This window comes from Paraburkholderia panacisoli, from assembly GCF_008369935.1.
In the GTDB taxonomy this organism is placed as follows: Bacteria; Pseudomonadota; Gammaproteobacteria; order Burkholderiales; family Burkholderiaceae; genus Paraburkholderia; species Paraburkholderia panacisoli.
The window spans coordinates 180473-194960 of the sequence record NZ_VTUZ01000003.1 but is presented as its reverse complement, the minus strand read 5'-3'; the positions used below and the strand labels follow the sequence as shown (position 1 = coordinate 194960).

10 protein-coding genes are annotated in these 14488 nt (G+C 61.1%); 5 read left to right on the top strand and 5 right to left on the bottom strand.

Annotation, left to right across the window (positions count from 1 at the left end):
• The first annotated feature begins 301 nt into the window (after positions 1-301).
• A complete protein-coding gene (locus tag FVF58_RS05640; protein WP_149668910.1) occupies positions 302-5899 on the top strand; it encodes a trifunctional serine/threonine-protein kinase/ATP-binding protein/sensor histidine kinase in 5598 nt (1865 codons plus the stop codon).
• A gap of 209 nt (positions 5900-6108) precedes the next feature.
• On the top strand, positions 6109-6477 hold the full coding sequence (locus tag FVF58_RS05635; protein ID WP_149668909.1) for a response regulator transcription factor: 369 nt from the start codon (positions 6109-6111) through the stop codon (positions 6475-6477).
• Positions 6478-6506: 29 nt separating this feature from the next.
• Here FVF58_RS05635 and FVF58_RS05630 read toward each other — a convergent pair whose 3' ends face one another.
• Positions 6507-6770: a hypothetical protein gene (locus FVF58_RS05630; protein WP_246216941.1), complete on the bottom strand. Its 264-nt coding sequence runs from the start codon at positions 6768-6770 to the stop codon at positions 6507-6509.
• A 35-nt stretch (positions 6771-6805) separates the two neighbouring features.
• On the bottom strand, positions 6806-7234 hold the full coding sequence (locus FVF58_RS54660; RefSeq protein WP_425468929.1) for an ESPR domain-containing protein: 429 nt from the start codon (positions 7232-7234) through the stop codon (positions 6806-6808).
• 1246 nt (positions 7235-8480) lie between these two features.
• Between FVF58_RS54660 and FVF58_RS05615 the strand changes: the two genes are divergently transcribed.
• The 3 genes from FVF58_RS05615 to FVF58_RS05605 all read left to right on the top strand — a co-directional run bounded on the left by FVF58_RS05615 (position 8481) and on the right by FVF58_RS05605 (position 10845).
• Positions 8481-8696 carry a hypothetical protein gene (locus FVF58_RS05615; protein WP_149669137.1) on the top strand — a complete coding sequence of 72 codons (216 nt, stop codon included), beginning with the start codon at positions 8481-8483 and terminating at the stop codon, positions 8694-8696.
• A 398-nt stretch (positions 8697-9094) separates the two neighbouring features.
• On the top strand, positions 9095-10054 hold the full coding sequence (locus FVF58_RS05610) for an AraC family transcriptional regulator (RefSeq protein WP_149669136.1): 960 nt from the start codon (positions 9095-9097) through the stop codon (positions 10052-10054).
• 89 nt (positions 10055-10143) lie between these two features.
• Positions 10144-10845, top strand: coding sequence for a fumarylacetoacetate hydrolase family protein (locus FVF58_RS05605; protein ID WP_149668905.1), 702 nt, complete (start codon positions 10144-10146; stop codon positions 10843-10845).
• Positions 10846-11048: 203 nt separating this feature from the next.
• On the opposite strand, the gene FVF58_RS05600 is transcribed toward FVF58_RS05605, so the two are convergent.
• Genes FVF58_RS05600 through FVF58_RS05590 form a run of 3 tightly spaced genes read right to left on the bottom strand, consistent with a single transcriptional unit; the run spans position 11049 to position 14424 of the window.
• Positions 11049-11855 (bottom strand): NAD-dependent epimerase/dehydratase family protein, encoded by an 807-nt coding sequence (locus tag FVF58_RS05600; RefSeq protein ID WP_149668904.1) that lies wholly within the window; start codon positions 11853-11855, stop codon positions 11049-11051.
• Positions 11856-11887: 32 nt separating this feature from the next.
• A complete protein-coding gene (locus FVF58_RS05595) occupies positions 11888-12631 on the bottom strand; it encodes a GntR family transcriptional regulator (protein WP_149668903.1) in 744 nt (247 codons plus the stop codon).
• A 53-nt stretch (positions 12632-12684) separates the two neighbouring features.
• Entirely contained in the window at positions 12685-14424 is a 1740-nt protein-coding gene (locus tag FVF58_RS05590) for an IlvD/Edd family dehydratase (protein WP_149668902.1), read from the bottom strand.
• Positions 14425-14488 lie beyond the last annotated feature (64 nt).

Genomic DNA, 14488 nt, shown 5'->3' with positions numbered 1-14488 from the left:
ACCGGATCCCAGACAGCTTGCAGCAAGGGGGCATCGGCAGGCGCGAATCACTGGACTGAGCCAGAATCCGTCGATCGCTTCCCGTTCGATTGTCGCGCCTAATGGGGTCTTGTTTTACGCTCATCACCTTGCCAATGCTCCTGCATATCATTGGTGACCGAGTAAACTAATTGTAAATCGTTGCGGTTCGCGACGTGATCACTTTGGATGAGGCCAACCTTCATGCGAACCTGCGCCCCATCCGCCAGCGGAATGCAACCTGCAGGTGTCGGCCCAGGTCGCCGGCGGACAAGGGGGGACAATGATTGTCGGGAATTGTCAGACCATTGATCGTATCTACATGACTGCGGGCTCGACCCTCTACCGTGGCCGCCGCCTGACGGATCAGATGCCTGTGCTGCTGAAGCTCCTTCCTGAACACGCCGGCGCAGTCCAATCCGCTCGTTTCAAACGCGAATACCTGCTCCTTCAAACGTTGAAAGCCGCGGGCATTGCCAAACCGCTCACTCTGATCGATGACCGCGGACGCCTGGTGTCGATTGTGGAAGCCTTCCCAGGCGAATCGCTCGAAACCGTTTTGTGCCACGGCCCGCGCCCGGACCTGCTGCGCTGCCTGACTATCGCGCATCACCTAGCCGATGCATTGGCGGCCATCCATACCGCCCAGGTCATCCATCGGGATCTGCGGCCGGCCAATATTCTGGTCGCGCCAGAAACCGGCGAGGTTCTGCTGGTGGATTTCAACCTCGCCACGACCCAGGAACATACCGTCTCCCCAGAGGACGTTGTTGTCTCCGTGGGCGAGTGGGCGTACATGTCCCCCGAGCAAACCGGCCGCATGAATCGTCCGGTCGATTACCGGACCGATTGCTATTCGATGGGTGTGCTGCTCTATCGCATGCTCACCGGTCAACTGCCGTTCCAGGCGAGCGATCCGCTGGAATGGACGCATTGCCATATCGCCCGCATGCCACCGCCGCCTTGCGACATCGCGCCCGCGGTGCCGGAACCGGTGTCGGACATCGTGATGAAACTGCTCGCCAAACTACCGGAGGATCGTTATCAAAGCATGCGTGGAGTGCAATCCGATCTTGACCGGTGTCTGGCGCAATGGCGCGCCTGCGGCCGGATCGAGCCGTTCCGGCTCGGCACGGACGATCTATCGGATCGCTTCCAGATACCACACCGACTCTACGGGCGCGATCAGGAATCAAATACGCTCCTCGGTGTATTCGAAATCATGGCGTCCACCGGCCAGGCGTCGCTTGCGACCGTATCCGGGTACTCCGGCATCGGCAAGTCGGCGCTGGTCGATGCCCTGCGCAAGCCGATTGTCGCGAAACGCGGCCACTTCATTTCAGGCAAGTTCGATCAGTACCAGCGAGACATTCCCTATGCCACCCTTACGCAAGCGTTTGGCGAGTTGGTGCAGCAACTGCTGGCCGAAAGTGCTGCGCGCCTCGCGGGCTGGCGGCAACAACTACAGGCCGCGGTCGGGGTCAATGGCCAGCTCATTCTGGATGTGCTGCCCCAACTCGAGTTGATCATCGGCACGCAAGCTCCGGTACCGGCGCTGCCGCCGACGGAGGCCCAAAACCGGTTCCGCCTGGTCTTCCGGCGATTCGTGACAGTGTTCACGAGCAACGCACACCCGCTGGTGCTCTTCCTGGACGACCTGCAGTGGATCGACGCAGCCAGCCTGGCGCTCGTCGAGCACTTGCTCACCCACCCGGATACCCGCTACCTGCTGCTGATCGGCGCCTATCGCAACAACGAAGTGAGCGGGACGCATCCGCTGATGAAGAGCCTCGGTGCGATCCATCACAGTGGAACGCCCGTGGTCGACATCCGGCTCGCGCCGTTGTCCGTCGCGCATCTGAACCAGTTGGTAGCCGACACGCTGCACGCGCCACCCGCGTCCTGCGAGCCACTCACCCAGCTGATTTGCGAACGCACCGAGAGCAACCCGTTTTTCTTCATTCAGTTCCTGGATGCGCTGCACAAGGAGGGGTTGCTACGGCGAGATGCACAGATCCAGGCATGGCGCTGGAACCTTGAACAGATCAAAGCGAAAGACTTTGCCGACAACGTCGTCGACCTGATGTTGAGCAAGTTGCGGCAACTGCCGATCCCGGCACAGGAAGCGCTGCAGCTAGCCGCCTGCCTCGGCAACAGGTTCGACCTGCGGATGCTCGCGCTGGTCAGCGGCCAAGCCGAGGTTGAGCAACATCTTGCGCCCGCGGTGCGCGAAAATTTGATTTTGCGCACCCGCGGCAGCGGTAAGTTCCTGCACGACCGGATCCAGCAGGCGGCTTATGCACTGATTCCCGAAGGACGCCTCAGTGAAATACACCTGCGCATCGGCCGCGTGCTCCTGTCGAGCATAACGGCCGATGAGCTCGCCGAGCATCTGTTCGATGTGGCGAATCAGTTCAACCGGGGCGCCGCCCTGATCACGGCACCGCAGGAGCGCGAGCGCGTAGCTGAACTTAATCTCACCACCGGCATACGTGCCAAGGCAGCGACGGCTTACGCATCGGCACTGGCCTACTTCACTGCCGGCCATGCGCTGGCCACAGAGGATGATACGAACCGGCACGATGCGCTCACCTTCTCGCTCGGCTTTCAGCTTGCCGAATGCGAATTCCTCATCGGCGACCTGACGACGGCGGAACAACGACTGTCGATGCTTTCACACCGCGCCGCGAACCTCATCGATAAGGCCGCCGTCGCGTGTCTGCGCATGGCGCTTTATATGAACGCGGGACAGGCCGACCGTGCGGTTGAAGTGAGCCTCGAATATCTGCGTGCCGTCGGCGTCACGTGGTCGGCGCACCCACGCAAGGAGGAGGTGCAACAGGAATACGAGCGCATGTGGCAACGGATGGGCAACCGCTCGATCGAGCAGCTTCTCGATTTGCCTTTGATGACCGATCCCGTCTGCCGCGCCACGCTGGACGTGCTAACTGCCGTCCAGCCGCCCGCCCATGCCACCGACATGAACCTGTATTGTCTTACCGCCAGCCGCATGGCGAATCTGAGCCTCGAGCATGGCAACAGCGACGGATCGGGATTCGCCTATGTCATGCTCGGCATGACCCTCGGGCCGCAATTCGGCGACTACCAAGCCGGGTTCCGGTTCGGCAGGCTCGGGATCGACCTCGTCGAGAAACACGGGATGGATCGCTTCAAAGCCCGCGTCTATGCGGGCTTTGGCGCCTTCATCGCTCCCTGGACGGGGCATATACGTTCAGGTCGCGCCCCACTGCGGCTCGCCTTTGACACGGCCAACCAGACCGGCGACCTGACGTTTTCGGGCTATTGCGGCAACAACCTGATCACCAATCTGCTAGGTGCCGGAGATCCCCTCGGCGATGTACAGCGTGAAGCCGAAAGCGGCTTCGAGGTCGCACACAAAATGAAGTTCGAATTCGTCGCCGACGTCATGACTACGCAACTCAGGCTGATCAAAGCACTCCGCGGCCTGACTCCCGCTTTTGGCTCCTTCAACGATGCTGCATTCGACGAAGGCCAGTTCGAGCAGCATTTGGGCGCAGATCCGGGGCTGGCACTTGTCACGTGCTGGTATTGGATTCGCAAGTTGCAAGCGCGTTTCCACGCAGGTGACTACGCTTGCGCCATCGCGGCGGCATCGAACGCCGAGCGGTTGCTGTGGACGACGCCATTCTGCTTCGAGGTGGCGGAATATCATTACTATGGCGCACTGGCGCGCGCGGCGCACTGCGATTCGGTATCGGCTGACGAACGAGCCAGGCATCTGGAGGCACTCTCCGTTCACCATAAGCAGCTTCAGACGTGGGCGAACAATTGCCCGGAGAATTTCGCGGACCGCACCACGCTGATAGCCGCGGAGATTGCCCGACTCGGGGGACACGACTCCGACGCCATGCAGCTGTACGAACAGGCCATTCGATCGGCACGCGAGCACGACTTCGTCCAGAACGAGGCAATCGCTTATGAGCGCGCATCGGCGTTCTACCGGACGCGTGGATTCGAGACAATTGCCGACACCTATATGCGAAAGGCGCGTGACTGCTTTGCGCGCTGGGGCGCCGACGGCAAGGTCAGGCAGATCGACGCGCGCGCGCCGCAACTGCGCGAAGATCCGGCTTCATCCCCCGCCACTGCGTTCGGCAACGTTGCGCAACTGGATTTGCTGTCGGTCATGAAAGCGTCGCAAGCCATCTCTGGCCAGATCGTGCTCGAGGATCTCGTCGACACGCTGATGCACATCCTGCTTGAAAATGCCGGGGCGCGGACCTGCCATTTGCTGCTCGCGCGCAACGAGAGCCTGGTCCTCGCGGCGGAAGCAAGCGTCGAGCAGCAGACAATCCAGGTACGGCAGCATCTGGGCCGGGCGCTGAACGCACTGGCGTTGCCGGAATCGTCCACACGCGAATCGGTGCTGCCCGCGTCCATCACCAACTACGTGCGCCGCAGCCAGGAGCGGGTATTGCTGACGGATGCGATGCAATCGAATCCATTTGCGGCAGATGACTACTTCGCCCGCCGGCGGCCGAAGTCGGTGCTGTGTCTGCCGATCATGCGGCGCTCTGCGTTGATCGGCCTGCTGTATCTGGAGAACAACCTGGCCACGCATGCGTTCACGCCCGAACGCCTGACTGTGCTGGAACTGTTGGCCTCCCAGGCCGCGATCTCGCTGGAGAACGCACTGCTCTATGCCGATCTGCAGCGGGAGAACAGCGAGCGCAAGCTGGCCGAGGAGGAGTTGCGTGTGCGCGAAGCACGCATCCGGCGGCTGGTCGAGTCGAACATCATCGGCGTGTTCTTCTGGAACGTGGCCGGCATCACCACCGACGCGAACGACGCGTTTCTTCGGATCGTCGGCTATTCGCGGCAAGATCTGCTGTCCGGCCAGGTCCAGTGGGCCACCATGACCCCTCCGGAATATCATGCCGCCGACGCGCGGGCGGTTGAAGAACTTCGGCAGCGCGGGAGTTCCCAGCCCTATGAGAAGGAATATATCCGCAAGGACGGCACTCGCATCCCGGTTCTGGTCGGCGGCGCGCTCATGGAGGGTTCGGAGGAAAACGGCGTAGCGTTCGTGCTCGATCTGACCGAACAGAAGGGGGCGGAGGCGGAACTCGCAGCGCGGCGAACCGAGGCCAAACGAGCAGATGAGCAGTTACAAGCGTTGCAGGTAGAACTGGCTCATGCAACTCGCGTAACGACGCTTGGGGAACTGAGTGCATCCATCGCCCACGAAGTAGGCCAACCGCTCGGTGCGATCGTAACCAGTGGCGAAGCCTGCCTGCGATGGCTCGGTCACAACAATCCGCAGCCGGAAGAGGTGCGGGCCTGTGTGCAGCATATGATCGGCGAAGGCAGACGCGCGAGCGAAATTGTCCGGCGTATCCGCACGCTCACCAGCAAGGCTGCCCCGCGGAAGACGCAACTCGAACTCAACGATGTAATCAATGACGTCGTAGCGCTGGTTCAGCGCGAACTCTTGAATCATCGGGTTTCGTTGCGCCTTATGCTTGCCTCCGACTTGCCTCCTCTGCTCGGCGATCGGATCCAGCTTCAGCAAGTGCTCATCAACCTGGTCATAAACGGGATCCAGGCAATGGCTGACATTGGCGACGACCCACGCGAACTACTGATCGAGTCTCATCGGGATAACGAGGGGCACGTGGTCGTCGAAGTACAGGACTCCGGCCCGGGCATCGATCCGGAAATCGCAAACCGGCTGTTCGACGCCTTCTTCACCACGAAGGCCGACGGAATGGGCATGGGATTGTCGATCTGCCGCTCGATCATCGAAGCCCACGGCGGACAGGTGCGGGCGTCCAACCATGCCGGGCACGGGGCCATATTCCAGCTCAGCCTGCCCTGGATTGGCAGCGGCGCGTCGTGACAGGCAAGCCGGTGCGGAAAACAGGGCAATAACCGGTCATGTTCCGAGAGCACGAACGAGACCCATCCGGATCGACGCCACGCGCACGAACGGTCTATACATTCGTATCATTTCCGTGCGGTGGTTTCAGAGCTACGATTGATTTGAGTCGCGTGCCACACGATTGCGTGTGGCAAGCTCCGCTTCTAGTGTGTCGAGGCCCGTCGCTTGTGTCTTCTCAAATCATTTCCATCGTCGATGACGATGAGGGTGCCCGGGTGGCGACCGCAAGTCTGGTTCGTTCGCTAGGGTGGCAAGCACGAGTGTTTGCATCGGCGGAAGAATTTCTGGAGTCAGGGTTAATCGACGAAACGTCATGCCTGATCTCGGATATACGGATGCCGGGCTTGTCCGGCATCGAAATGCATGATCGCCTGCTGGCCCTCGGGTACGCAATTCCGATCATTTTCACCACGGGATTCCCGACTGCTGCCCTCGAGGCCAAAATCCAGGCCAGAGGCGCCCCCCCTTTCCTCGAGAAGCCCGTTGATGCCGCCACTGTCGAGCGGCTGCTCAATCTCGCGCTGGATGGGCCATAGCGCGTCGCCAGTTGGTCAGAAGACTGCCGTCATGCGTGCCTTCTACCATTGCCACAGGTGTGCGGTGCGGCGGTGGTTGAACCTGCGCCCAGCGCCACGTCATTTGCATTGTTCGCCTGCGCGCCGTTGCCGATGGCCACCGATGAGGCGTCTGTAGAGACCGCTGCGGATCCTATCGCCACGCTGTCAGTGCCGGTGGCAGTGGCATCGGCGAGCGCTGAATTGGCGTGGAAGTGCCGGGTCGCCGCGTACAGCTGGCTGCCGTTGATCGCATCCGTGCTGGTTGCGTTCACGGCGCCCGCTCCAAGGCCCGTAATAGCGTTGCCGTTCATCCGCACGCCGCTAAGCATCGAAATGCCTGCGTTCCCAGCAATTCGAGTGTTCCGTTTGTATAGCCAGTTGTCCGGGCCGTCGCAGCAAAGAATCCGGCACCGGCGTTGTCGGCGCCCGCGTTATTGAGCGAAAAAAGCATAAGGGGTGGGGTTGCTGCAAGCCAGGACCGTGCCACCGCCCGCGCCCGTGCCGGGTCCCCAGGAAGTCCCAACCGAAGGCCCAGCCGTCGACCCGCACACCTGCAGTCCGGCGCCAGCCGCCGGAACCTCCGGTGATCCACGACTCCTGCCGGCACTGTAACGATACTCGCCGCGGCGGCCACTACCCGCGAGCGGCTACGCTTGCCGCGAGCCGTCGCACACTCGGATGCCGCCACCCACGATCCAAGAGCTTCATTCCATACGCTAACAAAAGATCGGCTCATGAAAATCTCTTTTGCAAAGTTATGCGAGGCGGGGCAACGGTACATATCGAAACCGAAGCGCAGTTTGTCTGGGCGAAATCGATGCCGCACGTTGACTGCCAGGGTTATTACATTTCCATACCCGTTCGCGCTGCGCAGATCGACGAACTTGTCATGCAGCATGGTCTCGTGAAGAGTTCAGGCTATATCCGGGTGAAATCGTTCGGGTTCGAGAAAAGGTGATGCGCCCCGACGTAAAGGAAAAGCGGACCCTACGCACCCACGCCTTCGAGGCTGGGGAAAGCGTGATGTGCGCTCCAATGCTGGAACGCCTTTTCGCTTAGGTTAGTCATCCTGACATACTACGTGTCCATCCGCACGCCGGCTGGCAAGTTGACAGCATCGTGGAGTCTTCGGGCTTCCTGATCCGTCGCCGTCGGCTCGCAGAAACAACCTTTCACGCCGATGATAGGAGCGTAGCTCCTGTGGGGGCGGATCATGACTACAAACATATTGAGGACAGACAGGCGCGCGAAAATGCTGCACACCGCATACAGCCTTGCCGATAGCGGCCATTTTAGCGACTGGTGGGCAATCGAGGCCGCTCTGCAAGGCCGCTTTGGCGTACTCGAAACAAGGGGGTTGCTGGCGGATCGCTCGGTCCGATCGGAACTGGACCGACGATGTGAGGCCGCGAACAGGAACGTCGACGTGGCACGGAGGTAGACCGGTGGTGCGCTTACGCACATTTCATCGCCTACGGCAACTGCGCGAGTTATACGTGAGTATGAGATTCCTATCCACATGCACCGGCGTTCGAATCGTTCGTAGAATGGTTTCGTGTGCCTCGCACCTGTACATTGATTTCAAGGCCAATGTGCAAGCGCGATGCGCCTGACATGGCCAGTCCTGTTCATCACCAGTTCGCTCGATCAATACGCGAATCTGAATCCGGTTTCTTGACGATTGATGCTCACCGTTCGTCTCACGGCTTGGGCCGTGGACCTTCTGCGCAATCGTGACCCATTCAGTCAGCCGGTGGTGGCCGCCGCAATTGCGGCATATCTGAAGGGAGGAGCAGACGATGATGACCATCGTGCTTATCTACATGTCCGGCTTCCTTGCCGTCGTGGCGACAGTGCTTGTCGCGATGATCAAGACCATAGCGCATCCAAATCGTTGAAGAGGATAAGTCGTCTCTATCCGCTGCCGTTATCCGCTTGTGCGTAATTTGACCACGCGCATTGTCGATGTTGTGGAGGTTGTCATGTTCATCCAATCCAATCAGATAGAACTGCCTTTCCCGTTCGAATTCGACCTATACGCATGGGCAGACGCCGTTTACGAAAAAGCCGTTGGAGAGGGCTTCATTCGCGAGCCCTGGGAACCTGACAATGCGATCGTCCAGCGGATACAGGCTTACTTCCACACTGGCCTGTCGCCTGCCGAAGCTGCGAGCGCGTGCTTCTGTCTGAACCACTAGTGCGAACCCGGCCCGACGGCCTACCGGAATGGCGAGCGAAATTGAACGAGCGCTTCCGATGTCGATGTCCTCGGTTTCGTAATTGACCGGCAGACGAACACTCAGACTATTCAGAAGAAAAAAGCGTCCGCGCGCGCGTGAGTGCCCTGTGCCCACCGTTTCACAGCGGTACATCTTCACGTGACGACTCATGGTCTGATAGAGTATCTCGTCCGGCGCCGAGGAAGCGCCTCGCGAGGCGCCCGGGTACAGCCATGCACTATCTCAGGCTGCCATGCCCATCGCGCTGCGCCACATGGCGGCGACGTTGGGCATCCCTGCGGAAATCACCCTTGCGCCCGACGGCACCATTAAGGGTGCCTGCACCGGCGACCCTGAATCAATTGGAGCACGCAGCCATGAAGGCTTCACAGGCGGCGGTATCGCGCACTTATGCGATGCCCGAGCGAAGCGACCGCCTCGATTTCTACATCCGCGACCAAGCCTCACGCCCCGCGATTGAAGAGCCGCACAAGCACGAATATTTTCAGATTCAGATCAACCTCGGCGGAGATACCGAACAGCACATCGGCGGAGTACGCCGGCCGTTTCCTGCTGGTGCGGTCGCCTTTATCCTGCCGCATCGCCTGCATCTGATACCGCACCCCGCGCGCTCGCGCTTCATTGTCATCAACTTCACGCAAGCGTTTCTACGCGCCAATACCAGCGGAATCGTGGATCCACTGGATCTCGAGGATGTGGCGATCACGCAGGCGCCCGAACTCGCGCCATTCAGGCTTCAGGAGTACATCGACTTCATTCTGGAGGACGCCGATCTCGCCGAAATCGAACCGGTACTGGCTCGCATGCTGGAGGTCAATGAGACGCGGCGCTTCGGTGCGACCGCCCTCCTGCGCGGATACCTGCTTCAGCTTATCGGGATCGTATGCCAGCGATACGCGGATCAGCTACTTCGGCTTTCCTCGCGTAACGTCCAAAGACTCGGCCGACAGGACGCTTTGGTCCGTGTGGACCGCCACGTCAACGCACATCTCGCGAGCGACGCATTGTCGCTGACCTCTGCCGCCGCCGCTGCGTTTTTATCGCCGAACTATCTTGCGCATCTGATCAAGAAAGAGACGGGCCGGACCTTTGTCGAGTGGGTGACCGAGCGACGCATCGCACGCGCACAGGATCTGTTGGCAAACGACACCCGGCGCATCAAGGACATCGCGTTTCTGGTCGGCTATCGCGACGAAGCCTATTTTTCGCGGCGGTTTCGTCGGTCAGTCGGTCAATCTCCGAGTGAGTTTCGCGACATGCACCGGAGTGCGGGTCAACGAAACGGTGGTGCAACCGCGCGCAAAGGCGCACCGTAAGTTCGTCCTGGTGTTCAGCGGATTTGTCCTGAACGGCGAGTCCGCAGCGCGATATCGTAGGCAGGCCAATACCAATCGCGAGGCTTACCATGACCGAATACTCAGTGACACCCCCTACGATCACCTCTGTTGCTGTCAGCGGCTCGACGAGCCGCTTTCCCGTGCGCCGCGTGTTCTGCGTCGGCCGCAACTACGCAGACCACGCGCGCGAAATGGGTGCCAACCCGGACCGGGATCCTCCGTTCTTTTTTTCCAAACCTGCCGATGCCGTCGTGCCAGCGACCGGCGTGCTCCCGTACCCTCCCCTCACCTCCGACTTGCACCATGAGATTGAACTCATCATTGCGATCGGCAAGGAAGGAAAGGCAATCGCCCCTGAGAACGCGCTCGATTTTGTCTGGGGTTATGCCGCTGGAGTCGATCTGACGCGACGGGATCTCCAGGCGACGGCAAAAAAACTGAGCCGCCCGTGGGACTGGGCGAAAGGCTTTGACGCCTCCGCGCCGATCAGCGAAATCAAACCGGCGTCTGAGTTCGAGCACCCATCCAGTGGCCGGATCTGGTTGTCCGTGAACGGCGAAATCCGTCAGCAAGGCGACCTCAGCGAGATGATCTGGCCTGTCGCGGACATCATCAGCTACGTCTCTCATTCCGTCACTGTGAAGCCGGGAGACCTTATCTTCAGCGGAACACCCGCTGGCGTCGCGGCACTACGCCCAGGCGACAAGGTCGCGGGCGGCGTGGATGGCGTTGCGAACTTCAGTTTCGAGGTAGGCCCGCTGGCCGGATAAACGAAGCGCCGGAAAAGAGCCGCAAGATCTGCCCTGCGAACAAGTGCGACCGGTGCGAACCGAGGGGCACTTTTCGCAGGGAGACTCTAGCGCGGGCGCGGCTGTTCAACGTCCACCCGCTTCTTGTCGTAAGGTCATGACGGATGCCAAGTCACGACCCCTGCCTCAACGCGGCACAATCGCTCCGGCGATGGCCGCCGCACTCAATCGATCCGCAGCGGATCACCGTCGAATTCGACAAGGCAGCCGAAGCCGCCATGAAACAGCGCTTCACGCGCATCTTCGGCCTTTCCCGTTGCCGCGATCCCAGCCGCGTACAGTTCGGCATCATCTTCCGGCGCGAACCCGAGATAGCGGACGTTGGCGTTATCCCAGCGATTGCGCGCGTTATTGGATACGCCATACACAACCGCGAAGTGGAGGTCCGGATAGTCGATACAACGGCGCGCCACCTGCACCATGTCGCGATGGCTGATCCATGTGAAGAGGTGGCGCGGTACGGTTGGCCGGTCGTCCGGGCGGAACGAGCCGATCCGGATGCACGCAACCGACATCCCATGCTTGTCGGCGTACATCCGGCCAAGCGCCTCGCCGAACACCTTCGAGATGCCGTAGCGGCTATCAGGGCGCGGCTCGACGGTGTTGTCGATCATCCGGTCGCGACGATGAAAACCCACCGCATGGTTTGAACTCGCGAACACCACGCGCTTGACACCCGCTTGGCGCGCCGCTTCGAACACGTTGTAGCAACCCTCGATGTTCATATCGCGGATGCGCTCCCAGCGATCCTCGTCAGGAACGCCGGCGAGATGCACGACGACGTCGACACCCTCCATGAGCGGCAGAAGATCTTCGAGCCGCGTGATGTCCGCGGTCACGATTTCCTCGCCTGCCTGCGCCGGCGCCTGCGGCTTAATATCGGCGAGGCGCAGTGCATAGTGGCCCTGGAAACCGGCGCGAAGCACACGGCCAATGTGACCGGCCGCGCCGGTGATCAGTACTCGAGTCATTAATACCCTCTCTGTGATTCAGGTAAATACAGTTAGCCGGTTTCGCCTTTCTGTACGGCGTAGCCGGCCGAACGGCGATGGTGCGCTTCGAGATACGCATCGCGCGATGGCACGAGGTGCTCCCGGCATAACTTGATCAACGATTCCCGGTCGCCGGTTCGGAGCGCCTCGATCATCTGGTGGTGCTCGGCGCGCGCCTTCTCCAGATACTGAGGAAACACGATCGATACCGAGCGGATGGCATGCGTGCGGCGTTCATACTCGCGAATCGCCTCAGTGAGAACCTGGCTTTCCGACAACGCAAAGAACGCATGGTGAAAAGCCATGTTCGCGCGGAACACACGCCGCAGATCGCCGGCGATGGCTGCTTCATCGTGCTCTGCCTGAATTGCCGTCAACGCAGCGAGCGCCTCGCTGCTGACCGGAAAAACGATGCGCCTCGCCGCGTCTGCTTCCAGCAGTTCGCGCAGCGCATACAGTTCCGTGACCTCACGCGGTGTAAACGACTTGACCAGCGCGCCCACATTCTTGCGGCGCTCCACCAGGCCGCGCCGCTCCACCTCCGCCAGCACCAGCCGCGCGACGTGGCGCTTCAGGTTGAAGCGCTCGCACAGATCGTCTTCCACGAGCCGTTCGCGCGGATGCAGAACGCCCAGGACGATCTGCTCCTCGAGCTCATCCGAGACGCTACGCAGCGTCTCGTCGATATTGCGGTCGCGTTCGACCGTCTTCGCAGTGGGTGCATCGGCGCGTTTGGGCTTGGCAGCGTTGCTCATAACAGGGGTCCGCAAAATGATCTAAGCCGCGAGCCTATACGAAAATATGACCTTTAACCCTTGTTTCCGTTGCCGGGAACGGTCGCGGTCATGCGCGCGGCTTGCAGAAAGTCGAAGTCGCAGCCCTCGTCGGCCTGAGTGATCGTCGTCAGGAACAGCTTGCGATAACCACGCTCTTCGGGATCGACCTGGCGCGCCGGCAACGCGGCGAGACGAGCTGCAATTTCATCGTCGCTGAGGGCAAGTTCGATAGACCGTTCTGCCACGCTCAGGCGAATCCGGTCGCCAGTTTGTACGATCGCGAGGGGACCGCCGATAGCCGCTTCGGGCGTGACGTGCAGGACCACCGTACCGGACGCCGTGCCGCTCATGCGGCCATCCGAAATGCGCACCATGTCCTTCACACCCAGGCGGCCGAGCTTGCGCGGAATCGGAATGTAGCCCGCTTCCGGCATCCCCGGTGCACCGACCGGACCGATCCGCTTGAGCACGAGGACGTCGTGCGCTTCCACGTCCAGTTCCGGATCGTCGATACGGCGCGCCAGATCCTCCGCGTCCTCGAAGACGACGGCGCGCCCTTCGTGTTCCATCAGGCTGGCGCTGGCCGCTGACTGCTTGATGATCGCGCCGCCGGGCGCGAGATTGCCACGCAGCACCGCAATCCCGCCTTGCGGAAAGATCGGGCGGTCAAACGGGCGCACGACTTCTTGCGCGAAGCTCGCCGGGGCGGCATCCATCTCCTCGCCGAGCGTCCGGCCGGTCACAGTGAGCGCGTCGAGATGCAGCAGCCCTTTGATCTCGCGCATGACCGTGGTCAATCCTCCGGCGCGATGCAGGTCTTCCATGTAGTGCTGTCCGGACGGCTTCAAATCGACGAGCACCGGCGTTTCACGCGCCATCCGGTCGAGCTGCTCGAGGTCGATGCGAATCCCGAGCCGGCCCGCAATTGCCGTCAGGTGAATGATGCCGTTGGTCGAGCCGCCGATTGCGAGCAGCACCCGCAACGCGTTTTCGAACGCCTTGGGCGTCAGGATCTTCGCCGGACTCAGGTCCTGACCGATCATCGCCACGGCCTGCGCGCCGGTGCGCTCCGCAATGCGGATGCGATCGGCGGTCACGGCGGGCGCAGACGCACCACCCGGCAGCATGATGCCCAGGGCTTCCGCGATGCAGGCCATCGTGCTGGCCGTGCCCATCACCGAACAGGTGCCGACCGTTGCGACGAGCTGATTGTTGACCGCTTCGATCTCGGCTTCGCCGATCTGGTCGCCGCGGAAACTCGCCCAGAAACGACGGCAGTCCGTACATGCCCCAACCCGTTCACCGCGATGCGAGCCCGTGAGCATGGCACCCGTCACCAGTTGAATGGCCGGAACGCCCGCCGCCGCCGCACCCATCAACTGGGCCGGCACGGTTTTGTCGCACCCGCCGATCAGCACCACCGCGTCCATCGGCTGGGCCCGGATCATCTCCTCCGTGTCCATCGACATCAGGTTGCGCAGGTACATGCTGGTCGGATGCGAAAAGCTCTCGGCAATCGAAATCGTCGGGAATTCGACAGGCAGGCCGCCAGCCAGCATCACGCCGCGCTTGACCGCCTCGATCAGCTGCGGCGCATTGCCGTGGCACGGGTTGTAGGCACTGCCCGTGTTCGCGATCGCCACGATGGGACGCGACAGCGCGTCGTCGGTATAGCCCGCGCCCTTGATGAACGCCTTGCGCAGGAAAAGCGAGAAACCTTCGTCGCCGTAGTTCGTCAGGCCCTGCCGCAAGCCGCTTTTTTTCTCGCTCATTGTTGCTCCTGGATCTTCGATGAGATTATCAATAATCTTGACGGGAATGTTACCGATACTTATA

Excerpts from the sequence above, each read along its gene's own strand:
- FVF58_RS05640 (WP_149668910.1), top strand. The coding sequence starts at position 302 with ATGATTGTCGGGAATTGTCAGACCATTGATCGTATCTACATGACTGCG.
- FVF58_RS05610 (WP_149669136.1), top strand. The coding sequence starts at position 9,095 with ATGAAGGCTTCACAGGCGGCGGTATCGCGCACTTATGCGATGCCCGAG.
- FVF58_RS05595 (WP_149668903.1), bottom strand. The coding sequence starts at position 12,631 with ATGAGCAACGCTGCCAAGCCCAAACGCGCCGATGCACCCACTGCGAAG.
- FVF58_RS05605 (WP_149668905.1), top strand. The coding sequence starts at position 10,144 with ATGACCGAATACTCAGTGACACCCCCTACGATCACCTCTGTTGCTGTC.
- FVF58_RS05600 (WP_149668904.1), bottom strand. The coding sequence starts at position 11,855 with ATGACTCGAGTACTGATCACCGGCGCGGCCGGTCACATTGGCCGTGTG.
- FVF58_RS54660 (WP_425468929.1), bottom strand. The coding sequence starts at position 7,234 with ATGAGCCGATCTTTTGTTAGCGTATGGAATGAAGCTCTTGGATCGTGG.
- FVF58_RS05590 (WP_149668902.1), bottom strand. The coding sequence starts at position 14,424 with ATGAGCGAGAAAAAAAGCGGCTTGCGGCAGGGCCTGACGAACTACGGC.
- FVF58_RS05615 (WP_149669137.1), top strand. The coding sequence starts at position 8,481 with ATGTTCATCCAATCCAATCAGATAGAACTGCCTTTCCCGTTCGAATTC.